General features: G+C 72.8%; 8 protein-coding genes. 3 read left to right on the top strand and 5 right to left on the bottom strand.

What is annotated here, in order from left to right:
- Nucleotides 1-585: 585 nt before the first annotated feature.
- Entirely contained in the window at nt 586-768 is a 183-nt protein-coding gene (locus tag OG738_RS20310) for a hypothetical protein (RefSeq protein WP_329055971.1), read from the bottom strand.
- A 3-nt stretch (nt 769-771) separates the two neighbouring features.
- Nucleotides 772-2,454, bottom strand: coding sequence for a hypothetical protein (locus OG738_RS20305; protein ID WP_329055970.1), 1,683 nt, complete (start codon nt 2,452-2,454; stop codon nt 772-774).
- 70 nt (nt 2,455-2,524) lie between these two features.
- Between OG738_RS20305 and OG738_RS20300 the strand changes: the two genes are divergently transcribed.
- The gene (locus OG738_RS20300) at nt 2,525-3,736 is read left to right on the top strand and encodes a lipopolysaccharide biosynthesis protein (protein ID WP_329055969.1); all 1,212 of its coding nucleotides are present in this window, start codon (nt 2,525-2,527) and stop codon (nt 3,734-3,736) included.
- 141 nt (nt 3,737-3,877) lie between these two features.
- Here the strand turns inward: OG738_RS20300 and OG738_RS20295 are convergent, their stop codons facing one another.
- Nucleotides 3,878-7,885, bottom strand: coding sequence for an alpha-(1->3)-arabinofuranosyltransferase (locus OG738_RS20295; RefSeq protein WP_329055968.1), 4,008 nt, complete (start codon nt 7,883-7,885; stop codon nt 3,878-3,880).
- A 144-nt stretch (nt 7,886-8,029) separates the two neighbouring features.
- Here OG738_RS20295 and OG738_RS20290 point away from each other — a divergent pair, with 144 nt between their 5' ends.
- Nucleotides 8,030-8,680, top strand: coding sequence for a class I SAM-dependent methyltransferase (locus OG738_RS20290; RefSeq protein ID WP_329055967.1), 651 nt, complete (start codon nt 8,030-8,032; stop codon nt 8,678-8,680).
- Here the strand turns inward: OG738_RS20290 and OG738_RS20285 are convergent.
- Both OG738_RS20285 and OG738_RS20280 read right to left on the bottom strand, forming a co-directional pair.
- Nucleotides 8,674-10,416: a hypothetical protein gene (locus OG738_RS20285; RefSeq protein ID WP_329056768.1), complete on the bottom strand. Its 1,743-nt coding sequence runs from the start codon at nt 10,414-10,416 to the stop codon at nt 8,674-8,676. The two genes, OG738_RS20290 and OG738_RS20285, sit on opposite strands and share 7 nt — an antisense overlap.
- Nucleotides 10,417-10,427: 11 nt before the next feature.
- Nucleotides 10,428-12,002 (bottom strand): substrate-binding domain-containing protein, encoded by a 1,575-nt coding sequence (locus OG738_RS20280; RefSeq protein WP_329055966.1) that lies wholly within the window; start codon nt 12,000-12,002, stop codon nt 10,428-10,430.
- A gap of 260 nt (nt 12,003-12,262) precedes the next feature.
- On the opposite strand from OG738_RS20280, the gene OG738_RS20275 reads away from it, so the two are divergent.
- Entirely contained in the window at nt 12,263-13,063 is an 801-nt protein-coding gene (locus OG738_RS20275) for a hypothetical protein (RefSeq protein WP_329055965.1), read from the top strand.
- Nucleotides 13,064-13,076: the final 13 nt, after the last annotated feature.

The following is a 13,076-nucleotide window of genomic DNA, read 5'->3' as shown; positions in this document are numbered from 1 at the left end:
CCTTCGGTGGCGCGGGCGGCGGCCGCGACGAACCCGGCGGCCCCCAGCCGCAGCCGTGGCTCGTGCCGGGCCGCGAAGACGTCTCCCCCGGCTTCGGTCCGCCGGTCGGGTGCGATCCGGCCCGGGGGCGCGAAAAGCGCCTCAGCGAGCCGCTGGACGGCCGAAAGGGCGAAGGGCTTGCCGCCGGCGCGCTCGCCGATCCCGGTCGCCGCCGAGGAAACCGGGACGTCGAGCAGGATGCCGAGCAGCGAGAGCAGACCGAGACCGTCGAGGGCGCCGTGGTGCGCGGCGATGAGGAGAGTGGGTTCGCCGACCGCGACGCGCAGGAGCGGCGCACCGCGTTCGTAAGGCGCCGAAGCGAAGCGGTCGCGCGTGGCCGGCAGGTCGGTGGCCCGCTCGATGTCCGGCACGGCACCGAGGTGCGGGTACTGCTGGACGGCGGCCGCAAGCCGGGCCCGGAGCTTCTCCGGTTCGGGAGCGGCCGTGCCGAGGTCCGCTTCGAGGAGGATGCTCCACGAAACGGTGGGGTCGCCGTAGAGCCCGACGACGCGGTGCGCGTGGTCGGAGGCGAGCCAGGTCACCGCGTCAGCGGTTCCCGTAGATCTTGTTCGGGTGGTCGGCGGGGTTGTACTTCACCTGCGCGTTGAGCTGTTGCTGCACCTGGGCGGAGCTGTCCGGGTCGGCGCCCTGGGTGAGGGCGAACCCGGCTCCGGTCGCGAGACCGCCTCCGATGACGACGGCGGCGACCACGCCGATGACCGTGCCCACGTGTCACTCCTTCCGCGGCGGGGAATTCCTGCCGCGGCCCAATGTACGCATCGGTAACATGCGGCACAACAGTGCGACGCACAGCGACGTGAGCGCTACTCCGTTCGCCACCAAGGCAGGCGCCCACGAGATCGCTTTCACCACCGGCACACCCGGGGTCCGGTACAGCGTCAGCCAGTCACCGGACCACACCCGGGTCGCGCCGGCGAGCAACCGCGGGTCGACGTCGCCGGGTGTCCCGTGTTCGACGAGGATCCAGCCGATGCCCGCGTCGGTGAGCTCCTGCGCGGACGTCGCGGCGCGGACGTCGCCGATGCGCGGGTCCTCCCCGGCGATCCGGTCGGCCCCCACCTGCAGGGTGTCGTCCATCAGCACGGGTTTCGGGAGGACGCGCGGGGCCGGGTCGAGCTGCGTGCGGTCGGCGTTCCAGGCGAACCCGCGGAACGCCGAGAGCGGCAGCGTCAGCACGTCGCCGGGGCGGTCATCGAGCACTTCGGACACGGCCTGCCAGTCGGCCGGGTACTGCGCGGTGCCGAGCCGTCCCCAGCCGCCCCAGGCCAGGTCCGGCAGGGTGAGCAGGGGGAAGACGGCCGCCGCCGTCACGAGCGCGACGCGGCCGCGCTCGGTCTTCAGCTTCGCCGCGGCGGCCTCGATCCCCAGCGCGAAGCCCAGCGCGAGCGGCAGCGCCCACCACGCGACCCACTTCTGGGCGTCCCGCAGGAGTCCGGCGCCGGGCAGGTGCCGCGTGGCCGCGGTCAGCAGCGCGTCGCCGCCCGGCAAGGTCGCCAGCGAAGCGAGGAGCACGCCCGCGACACCGAGGGCGAACAGCGAGCGGGCGGGCGCCTTCCCCCACCTCTTCGTGAGCGGCCGGAGCCCGGCCACCGCGATCGCGACGACGACGAGCGTCAGCACCGGGATGAGCGGCATGGACCGGCTGCCGGGCACCGTTTCGGCGTTCCAGATGCCGCCCAGGCCGAGCACGCTGAGCAGCGCGGGACCCCAGCTTTCGGCGCGGGCGCTGAACGCCGTGACGCCGGCCGGGTCGGAGAACGTGCCATCGGTGTTGAGGAACGTCGGGACCAGCCACGGCAGGTTGAGCACGATCGCGATGGCCAGCGTCTGCCCGAGGCGGCGGGAACCGCCGGCCACGGCCATGACGGCGGCGGCGAGCACCCCACCCGGCGGCGTCAGGACGGCCGGGGCGCACGCGATCACCAGCTTCGGCAGCGCGTTCGGCTCGTGCTCGCGCGCGGCGAGCCCCGCTTGGACGATCCACGGCAGGCAGGCGTAGGTCAGCAGCAGCGGCCAGTGCCCGATGAAGAGCCGCTCCGCGACGTACGGCGTCCACGCGTACGCGGTCGCGGCGACGAGCCGCGTGCCCAGGTGCTCGGTCGGGACCAGCCGTCCGGCGCCCAGTGCGGCCCCGAAAACGGCCAGCAGCAGGACGATCTTCTGGACGATGTCGCCGGGCAGCAGGGTGGTCGCCAGCGCGACGGCGGCGTCGGCCGGGACGGACCGCGGGAGTGTGCTGCCGATCCCGAAGGCGTCCGGCACGAAGTACTGCCGGGGCGCGAACACCATGTCGTAGGACAGGACGAACCCGCGGCCCAGCAACGGCGCGCAGACGGCGAAGGCCAGCAGGGCGGACACGACGGGCAGCGCGAGCCGCCTGCTCGGTGCGTCCACTGCCCTTCCTTTCCGTTGCCCACGCGGTTAGGGTCCCTGGTCATTACCCGCCGGTAATGGGAGCCCGCCGTTGAGCGTAGACACCGAAGTGCCGGCCCGGACCGGCAACCGGGTCGCGGCGATCCTCGTCTCGCTCGCGCTCGCGGGCAACAACGCGGGCAGCTACGTGCTGAGCCTCGCGGCCGCGCGGATCCTCGCGCCCGGCGCGTTCGGGGAGCTGAGCTCGCTGCTGGCGGTGCTGGTGATCGGCGTCGTCCCGGCGATGGGGCTGCAGACGGTGGTGGCGCTGCGGGTCGCGCGCTCGCCGTCGTTGTCCCGGGGATCGCTGTTCGCACTGGGGCTGGTGACGAGCGGGATCGTCGCGACGGCGGGGCTGACGCTCAGCCCGTTGCTGGTGCTCCTGCTGCACTTGGGGTCGCTGACGCCGGCGCTGCTGGTGACGGCCGCGCTCGGGCCGTTGACGCTGCTGGGCATGTTCCACGGGCTGCTGCAGGGCGGCCATCGGTTCGCGGTGCTGGCCGGCCTGATCGCGCTGGAGGGGCTCGGCAAGGTCGGCGGGTCCGTGGTGGGTCTCGTGGTGACGGGCTCTCCCACCGGGGCACTGGCCGGGACGGCGATCGGGTCGCTGGCGGTGGTCGTGACGGGCTGGCAGATCTGCGGCCGCCCGCGTCCGCGCTGGGCCGACCGCCACGGCGTCGAAGTACTCCATACGGCGCAAGCGATGCTGGCGCTGGTGCTGCTGGTGAACCTGGACCTGGTGCTGGCCCGGCACACGCTGCCCGCCGGTTCCGCGGGCGAGTACGCGCTCGGGGCGATCGTCACGAAGATCGCGTACTGGCTGCCGCAGGCGGTGGGCGTGCTGGTGCTCCCCCGGTTCGCCGCGGCCTCCGGACGTCGTCGCGTGCTGCCGGTGGCGTTGGCGGTGTGCGCTTTCCTGGACGCTTTCGTCCTGCTGGCTTCGGTGCTGCTGGGGCCGTCGTTGCTGGCGCTGATCGGCGGGGCGAAGTACGCCGGGAGCACGATGCCGGTGTGGCCGTTCGCGCTGGCCGGGTCGATGCTGGCGCTGGTGCAGATCCTGCTGTACGCGCGCCTGGCGGACGGCGACCGCCGGGCGGCGGTGCTGATGTGGGCGGCGGTGGCCGTGGAGGCGCTGCTGATCACGGCGTGGCTGCACGCGTCGGCGACCCAGGTGGTGACGGTGGCCGCCTGCTGCGCCGGCGGCCTGGCCGTGGCCGGGTTCGTGCTGGAGCTGCGCGCCCGCCGCACCGCCGAGCACCCGTGATCCGAGCCGTGACTCGCGTGACTGGAGCCGGATTTCGCGTGACTGGAGCCGGATTTCGCGTGATTGAGGCCGTAACTCGCGAGTTCCGGCCTCAATCACGGGAGTTACGTTCCCCAGCACGCGAGTTACGGGTCTGCTCACCTACGCCGGCTCGGTGGGGTTCTCCTTGCGGGTGAACCAGTCCACGCAGGTCGCCACCATCGCGGCCGCCGCCAGGAGCAGGGCCGCCTGGGTCACCGGGCCGTACGCCCACTCCTGGCCGTGGCCCAGGATCCGGCCCGTCACCGACACCGCGGCCGCCACGGCCATGCCGCCGAACGCCAGGTAGCGCGGGGCGCGGTCCCAGAACTGACGCGCCAGCAGGCACGCGATCAGCAGCACCACCGGCAGCATCCCGCCCAGCGCCACCAGCAGCCCGATCAGCGCCACCGGCACCAGGGAACCGCCCGCTACCACCGGGAACGACCGCCGCCGGGCCGGCCAGAACACGCCGGACAGCAGCAGCACCACCGCGAACGCGCCGATCAGCAACGACGTCCCGTACGCGTGGTCCGGGGTGAACGACAGCGACACGACCCCGCCCGCGCCGGCCGGGACGATCCAGGCCTGCTGCCAGCCGTCGACGCGGGTGCGGGCCAGCTCGCGTCCGTCCACAGTGGCCACCCAGCCCGCGTTCGCGTTCTCCGGGATCGCCAGCACCGCCTCCGCGCCCGGCCCGACCGTCACCGACCGCGACGCCGCGTCCCAGGTCCCCACCTGCACCGCGCGGTGCACCGGCGGCGTGGCCGCCACGGACGGACGCAGCCACAGGTCCTGGACGACGAACGAGTCCGACCGGTCGGTCCGCAGCTCGTGCCCGCCGGACGGCAGCGAGATCCCGCCCTCCGAATCCCGGCACATCCGCAGGGCCAGCGGCCGGTGCGCGGTGATGTCGGACAGCGTGCCCTGCACCGACGTCCGGTAGTCGAGCCCGTCGAGGTGGACGTTCGGCCCGGACCCGCACGGCACCGTGAACGCCGGGTCCGGCCCGGGCAGGAGCCCGTCGGTGCCGGACAGCTCCAGGCTCCCGATGCCGACCGTCGCGCGCGCGGCGGGATCGTCGTCGTCGCCGGGCAGCACGATCTGCAGCTGGTCGGTGTCCAGCGGCTCGAACGACGCCGACCCGCCCGCGTCGAGCTGCACCGTGCGCGTCCCGGCCCTGCCGACCAGCTCCACCTGCCGGGGGACCCGGGCGCCGCTCGACGGCGAAACCCCGATGTGCAGCCCGGAAATCCGCTTCGCGGCGGGCCAGCCCAGGGTGAGCGCGGGGCGCAGGTCGGTGACGTCGGGGCGCCACGTCGTGCCCGCGTCGCCGTCCACCGCCGCGAACCCGCCCGCCGCCGGGTCGCCGGCCAGCTGCGACGTCGACGCGACCGTGACGCCCGGCAGCGTGACCGGGTTCTTGCCGCCGCCCGCGGGCAGCACCGAGCCGCCGACCAGGAACGTCTGCTCGGCCGGGGTGCTGAAGAGCCGGTGGATGCCGTCGGGCTCCTCGCCGTCGCGGGCGGCCGAGGCGTCGCAGCGCACCGCGCCGTCGGCGGGCAGGCACGCGTAGCGCGGCTGGGCGCCGCGGGTGAACGAGAACCCGGGCGCGGGCCCGGCCGGCAGGTCGGCGGGGACTTCCAGCGCGCGCTGCGGTTCGGTGCCGGGGATCTTCAGCTCCGCGATGCCGACGTTCCCGTCCTGCCGCCCGACCACCAGCGACAGCAGCGTGATCCGCACCTTGCGCGTGACGCCGGGCGCGACGGTGTAGTTGTGCGACCCCGCGCCGCGGATCACCTGCTGGTCGACCGAGCCGTTGTCGGTGGTGATCCGGATCCGGGTCGGCGGCCAGCCGACGCGGATGTCGTCGACCAGCTGCAGGTCCACCGACGTCACCAGCCGCGGGGTGTCGAGCTCCACCTCGAGCCACTGGCCGACCGGCCCGGTGAACGACGACGAGTGCCACGCCGTGCGCGGGTCGCCGTCGATCGCCGCGAAGGGCTGGTGCCCCGGGTCGGACCCGCCGAACGCGTCGGCGAACGACGCGGCCGTCGACGCCGTCACCGCGCGGATGCCCCGGTAGGCGGCCACGGTCTGGTGCTCCTCGCCCGGGAACGGCAGCACGTCACCCGCGGCGCGCTGCTGGCGGAACGCCTCCCCGGCGGTGAGGGTCTGACTGAGGTTGTCGCGCACGCCACCGACGTTCCGTTCGGCGCGGCGCAGGCCGTCGGTCACCAGCCGTGGTCCGCCGGGCGATCCCCCGTCGCCGGTCAGCACGGTCGGCGTCGCCGGGTCGAGCTGGCCGGAGTCGATGAGCGGCAGCAGGTTCTCCGGGCCGCCGCTGACCGTCGGGACGTCCGTTGTGGACGTCGCCGTGGCGAGCGGCACCGGTTGGCGCACCTCGTAGATCTCGAGGGGCCCGAACTCCTTCACCTTGCCGATGCCGGGCGAGCCCGCCAACCCCGCTCGCAGGGTGGCGATCGGCGGCGCGTTGGTCCGTTCCCGGTCGATGTCGTTGCGCAGCACCAAGAACCGGTAGCCGGACCGCGCCAGCAACGCGGCGAGCCCGGGATCGCCGCGGCCGTCGGCGAGGGCCGCGTCGACCGAGTCCATCAGCCGGGTGTTTCCTTCGGACCCCAACGGCACCTGGTTGCGGACCGCCCACGGGCTCTTCGCGATCGCCTGCGCGGGCTCGTCGACCGTGCGGCCCCAGTCGTACTCGCCGAAGCCGGTGGCCGGCAGCAGCAGCGTCCGCGCGTTCGGGTCGGCCTTCGCGACGTAGCCCATCGCGTCGTACCAGTAGCCGGGCACCTCGTCCCAGCCCGGCCCGGACCGCAGGTTCAGCAGCCACGCCGGCGCGGCCATCACCAGCACGAGCAGCAGCCCGAGCGCCGGCCGCAGGAACCGGCGCGGCGACGTCAGGCGAACCGGGCTCGAGATGCCGTGCACGAACGCCAGCATCAGCGGCAACCGCAGCACCGGCTCGAACTTGTGCACGTTGCGCAGCGGCGCGAGCGGCCCGTCGAGCAGGTGCCGGACCTGCTCGGCGAGCGGGCTGTCGAGCGTGCCGACGTACCCGATGGTCAGCAGCGTCAGGCCGGTGACGACGCCCAGCACCAGGAACCGGCGTTCCGGCAGGCCGCGCCGGGTCAGCCCGAGCAGGCCGACGCCGGCGACGAGCCCGGTCGCGAGCATCAGCACGGGGTTGTCGATCAGCGACCAGCCGCCGGGCCACCACGGCGTGCCCTGCACGACGTAGGCGACCCACTGGTTGGTCCCGCGCAGCACCTCGAACAGCGACATGGGCGCGGTGGTGTTCGTCGCGGACTCGATGTAGTCCAGGAACGGCAGGCTGTACTCGCCGAGCAGCAGCAGCGGCAGGATCCACCACAGCGTCGCGCCGACGACGAAGACGAACCACCACAGGACCAGTTCGACGTGGTGGCGCGTCCACTTGCGCGTCAGCAGCCACAGTCCGGGCAGGACGAGCGCCATCACGACCATCGCGCCGTTGACGCCGCCCATGCACAGCACGGCGATCGCGGACAACCCCGCGGCGCGGCGTGGCGAACCGATCGTCCCGGCCCGCACCAGCGGCACCAGCACCCACGGCAGGAGCACGGCGGGCAGCATTTCCGCGGACAGACCGCCGATTTCGGTCAGCATGCGCGGCGCGAGCGCGTACCCGAGCGCGCCGATGAGCCGGGTGCGTTCGGTTCCGAGCTTCATCGCCCGCGCCAGCAGCAGGGCGCCCCCGAACGCGGCCGAGAGCAGGACCGCGCCCCACAGCCGCTGCGCGATCCACGCCGGCAGGCCGACGGCCTGGCACAGCGCGAAGAACGGGCCCATCGGGAAGAGGTAGCCGTACGCCTGGTTCTGCAGCTCCCCCGCCGTGGCCTGCGGGTTCCACAGGTGCAGCGCGCGGCCGAGGAAGGCGAGCGGGTCGACGGCGAGGTCCAGCTTCGTGTCGAACGTCGTCTTTCCCGGCATCTGCAGGAACGACAACGTGGTCAGCGCCAGCACGATCCACGTGCTCGGCCGGCGGAAGAACCCGCCGAGCGAGAACTTCCGGTCGCGCTCCGAAGGCGGAGCGTCGTCCCGGGTCCGTTCGCGGGTGCTGGTTACCATCCGGTAGATACTAGGCCGAAACCTGGCTACCATGTGCCGACAGTTTTGTTGAAGGCAGAGTTCCCGAGTCCCCCCCGAACTCCTGGCAGGTGCGCCATCTCGTTCGAAGATGCCTGGGCTCTGGCCGAGCCGGTCAAGGGCTGGATGACGCGCGCGCAAGGCGAAGCGCTGTGGAACGCCGCGAGCCGCCTCGAAAAGGGCGACGTCGTCCTGGAAATCGGCAGCCACCAGGGCAGATCCACGATCGTCCTCGGCGCGGCCGCGCGCACCGTCGGCGCCACGGTGATCGCCGTCGACCCCTTCGTCGACGGCCGGCTCTTCGGCGGATCGTCGACGCGGCAGCTGTTCGAGCGCAACATCCGCCACGCCGGGCTGGACGACGTCGTCGAGCTCGTCGCCGGTTACAGCACGGAACTGCGCCCTGACTGGGACCGCGCCATACAGCTGCTTTACATCGACGGCAAGCACGACTACTGGACCTACACCGACGACCTGCGCTGGTCGGCGCACCTGCCGCCGGGCGCGGAAATCCTGGTCCACGACTGCTTTTCCTCGATCGGCGTCACGCTCGGCACGATCGCGAAGGTCCTCTTCGGACGCCGCTACACCTATCTGGACCGGGCGACGTCGCTGGCGCGGTTCAAGCTGGCGCCACCGTCCACGGCGGACCGCGTGCGCGTGCTGGCGCAGCTGCCGTGGTTCCTGCGCAACGTCGTGCTCAAGGTGCTGCTGCGCCTGCGGCTGCGGCCGGCGGCCCGCCTGCTCGGCCACCACAGCCCGTACGACCCTTACTGAATCACCGGTTTCCCGATCTCGACCTTCGCGACGCACACCGGCGCGCCCGGGCTCGACAGCCGCACGCCGATGTGGTCGAAGAGGCCGTCCACCGGCAGGTACAGCGAGTGCAGTCCGGCCTGGAACCACACCGGCGTGCGGTCCACCAGGCCTTCGCCGCCGTCGGAGGTGAAGTAGTCGATCTTCAGCAGGTGCCTGCCCAGCACCGGCGCGTCGAGCGGGACGCTCACCAGGGTCTCACCGACCGTGTACCCGCAGTTCGGCACCGGGCCCACCACGCCGCGGGACACCGCGTCCACCCCGGTGATCACGTGCGGCGTGCCGGTGGCGTCGAGCAGGTGCATCCGGTTCGTCGGCTGGTCGAAGTGCGTGCCGGGAACCAGGCCGACCACCCGGGACGCGCGGGAGTCGTCGCCGAACCACTCGTGGACCACATCGGACGGCACGAATGTGTCGTAGAAGACCAGATCCGGGTCTTCGGCGACGGCCGCCCGCACATGGGCGACGTACTGGCCCGAGTGCTCGAACCGCAAAGCCGGGGCCAGGCGCGAAAATCCCACCGCGGAACTGACGAGCAAGAGCAGGCAGGCCGTTAGCGCGATCGGCCGTTCCCGCTTTCCGCCGGACGGCGCAATTCTTCCCGGCGGCAGAAACGCGAACGCGCCACAAAGGGCGGCCGCGAACGCCAGCTCGGCGAGGTACCTCGGGTCGTCACCGGCGGCCGGCCCGACTTCCCGCAACCGCGTCGACGCCAGCAGGCCGACGTCCACCACGAACAAGATCCCGAACAGGGCCCACGCCGCCCCGGCGCGGCGGCCGCCCGTGCGGACGCCGGCGACCAGCAGCGCGAGTGCCGCGGCGAACAGCACGACGACCACCGCGAACGGCGACGGCGCCCAGGTCGCGCCCGGACCTGGCCCGGACCACGGCCCGCCGGCCAGGCCCGGCAGCAGGGTGTCGCCGAGCATCCGGCCGGTCAGGTCGGCGACGGTCCCGGCGGTCAGCGGCGTGCTGCCCGCGGTCACCTGGCTCGACGTCAGCGCGAGGTAGCCCCCGACGAACGCCGCGAGCAGCACCGCGTGCCCCGCCCAGTAGCGCCACCGGTCCCGGAAGGACTGTCCGAGCAGGACGGTCAGCCCGGCCAGCAACAGTGGGAGCACGGCGGCCTTCTCGTAGAACGCGAGCCCGAAGAACGTCCACGCGAACGTGCCGATCCACCACCGGCCGCCGTCGCGCAGGTAGCGGACGTGCCAGTACGAGGCCCCCGCGGCGGCGAGCACCACCGGGACGATCTGGACGCCGTACGCCCACCACAGCGTCGGGACCAGCAGCAGCGTCGACGCCGTGAACACGGTGAACGGCACGAGGATCGCCCAGCGGCGGCCGAAGCAGCGCACGAGCAGGCACCAGAACAGCACCGTCGCGACGGCCCGCATCAGCAGCAGCGGCAGCACCATGAGCGGGAAGTTCAGCGGCGCCCACCACGTCATCACCGCGGCGAGGAAGAACCCGCCGGGCGTCAGGTGCCCGTGGTAGTCCTGGAAGAGGTAGCCGAGGTCGAACGGCCCGGCCACGGCGGCCCGGTGCGTCATGACGAAGTCGTCCTGCGCGAAGTTCCCGTGCAGTGCCGCCCAGGCGTGGAACGCGAACGGGACCACGCCCGCGACGAAGGCCGCCAGCACCAGCGCCGTGGGTCTCCACTGGGTCCGCGACACGGGCTTTTCCAGCTGCACCAACACGGGCGTCCTCAATTCTTGCAGGCGGGCGGCTGGCACATGAGCTTGCTCAGCGCCTGGTAGAAGACGTCGGAGATCTTGCGCGGGTCCGGCGTGGTGAACGACTCGCCGCCGGTGGCGGCCGAGACCTGCCGCAGCTCGCTCGCGTCGATGTCCGGGCCGATGCCGATCCCGATCACCGGCAACGGCTTCCGCGGGTCCTGCAGCCGGCCCAGTTCGGCCAGCAGACCCGGCAGCCCGACCGAGTCGCTGTCCTCGTTGCGGCCGTCGGTGAGCACGACGACGACGTTGATCCGGCCGAGCTGCCAGTTCTGGCGGGCGTTCTGGTACGCGGCGAGGATCGAGTCGTACAGCCCGGTCGCGCCGCCGGCCTTGGGCTTGACCGCCTGCAGCGTCGCCACCCCGCCCGCGGCGAGTTGCTCGGAAATCGTTCGCATCGGCAGCAGTTCCTTGTAGTCCTTGTCGCCGTCGAGCTTGGTCGAGAACAGCCACAGGCCGATTTCCGTCGTCGGCTTGAACAGCCCGAGGCCCTGCGTCGCGGCTTCCAGGGTGAGCGCCATCCGGCTGCGGCCGGTGCCGGGGACGGTGGCGGCCATCGAGCCGGAGATGTCGAGCAGCACCTGGACGCGGGCGCTGAGGTTCGCCCCGGCCCACGCCTGCAGCACGCCGTACATCGCGTCGGGGGCGGGCGGGCCGGCCGGGCGCGGCGCGGCGTCCGTGCGCGTGTCTCGCGGCCGGTCGCCGAGCAGCTGCCCCGACGGCGTGCGGAACCCGGCGTCGGCGAACGTCTTCGTGGCGGTCTGGTCGAGCAGCAGCCGCAGGAACCGTTCGGCCGCCGACCGTGAAGCCTCCGACGCGCGCGGCAGCACGACGTACGGGTAGTCGAAGCTCGGCACGCCGACCGTGGGGTACGCGGCGACGAGCTTGCGCGCGAGCACGGACTGCTCCGATGCCGGCGACGCCGTGAACGGCTCCTTCACCGCCGACAGCTTGCGGATCTCCTCGGTGAACGCGGCGGCGGGGTCGGGCGCGTCCTTGGTCAGCTGCTGCAGGCCGATCAGCGCGGCGATCCCGGCCGGGTCGCGGCCCGGGTCGGGCAGCCCGACCGGGCTGCCCGCGAGGACGTCCGACCAGGACGGCGACTTCCCCGGCCACCCGGCCCGCTTCGCGACGTCGTCGGTCAGGGCCAGCACGACCGGCGAGCTTGCCACCGACTGCCCTGACTCGGGCAGGTTCCACGCGCCGCCGTCGCGGGCCTGCAGCAGCCAACTGCTCGACTCGGGCACCCAGACGTCGGGGCCGTTCGCGCCGTTGGCCTCGAGCGCCGCCGCGGTGGCCGTCGACGCGGACGCGGTGACCTCGACGGTGTAGCAGTCCGGCCCCGGCACCGCCCGGGCCAGCGTCGTGAGCACCGGCGCGACGTCCGGCGCCGCCGTGATGTGCACCGGGGTCGTGGTGACGCAGCCGCCGCCGGCGAGGCGGTCGCGCAGGTAGTCGACGCCGGCCCAGGCGAGCAGGGCGGCCACGAGCAGCACGCTCAGGACGACGACCCGCGCGTCGACGCGCCGGGACCGCGGTGCCGCCATGCACGTACCTTCCGTCGTGGAGTCCTGGCAGCTTGCCAGCCGGGTGAGCGGGAAGCCAGTACCGATAGCGGAAAGTCACCGTCGGCGCGTGAGCCCGTGGTTAAGGAATTGCGCGGTGCGGCCGTATTGGTGACGCAGCGGAACTGCGTACCATTGTCGCTTGACGCCCGTCCCACATGGGTAACAGCACGATGGCGGATCGCGGAGACGATTTCGCCGTCCCCGAAACGGCGAACGGCACCGAACGGAGACGCAAACCCGTGCGCACGATGTACGACGCGGTCACGGCCGCGAACATCCCCGCCGGCGCGCAGATGGTCGCGGGATACATCGACCGGATCAAGCTGGAACCGTGGTCGGCCGCCGACTGGGCGCGCTTCCCCGGCGCGGTCAAGGTCACCATCGTCAAGAAGGCGAGCACGAACGACGGCCACGTCCTGGACGTCGAGCCGGGCGACGCCGGCCCGGAAGAGGCGCCGGGCTGGGTCCGGATGCGCCGCGCGGCCGGCGCGGACCCGACCGTCTACTGCAGCCTCTCGGCCTGGCCCGCGGTCCGGTCGGCGTTCTCGTCGGCCGGCGTCGCCGAGCCGCACTACTGGATCGCGCACTACAACGGCGATCCCGCGATCCCCGACGGTGCGATCGCCAAGCAGTACCGCGGGAACGTCGCCCCGGGCTACGACGTCTCGTCGGTCGCCGACTACTGGCCCGGAGTGGACGGAAACGGATCCGCCTCGACTGGAGTGGAGATCATGGAGCGCATCACCGTCACCCCGCCGAACGCCGAGCAGAACACGGTGCGGGTGTTCCTGTCCGGCAGTCCCGGCGCCGCGGTCGTCGTCCGGCCGCGCCTCGGCGGTGACGGCTTCTCGAAGCCCATGTGGGTCGGCGACATCTTCGCCTGGGGCAACGACCACCAGGGCGTCGGCCACAACCCGACGCAGGTCGCCGGCTACGACAACAGGCTGACCTCGCACCGGCGCTACGACCTGCCGGGCGCGGTGTGGGCCGACATCAACTACAGCGCGGCCGACCCGTTCGAGATCGACATCGTCGGGTAGCGCAGGCAGGATC

This window comes from Amycolatopsis sp. NBC_01488 (assembly GCF_036227105.1).
Classification (GTDB): Bacteria; Actinomycetota; Actinomycetes; order Mycobacteriales; family Pseudonocardiaceae; genus Amycolatopsis.
Note: the sequence above shows the minus strand (reverse complement) of the source record. Positions and strands in the feature narration are given on the sequence as shown.

Bases quoted from the DNA above. Each gene is read 5' to 3' on its own strand.
- OG738_RS20280 (WP_329055966.1), bottom strand. From the start codon at position 12,002: ATGGCGGCACCGCGGTCCCGGCGCGTCGACGCGCGGGTCGTCGTCCTG.
- OG738_RS20290 (WP_329055967.1), top strand. From the start codon at position 8,030: ATGACGCGCGCGCAAGGCGAAGCGCTGTGGAACGCCGCGAGCCGCCTC.
- OG738_RS20295 (WP_329055968.1), bottom strand. From the start codon at position 7,885: ATGGTAACCAGCACCCGCGAACGGACCCGGGACGACGCTCCGCCTTCG.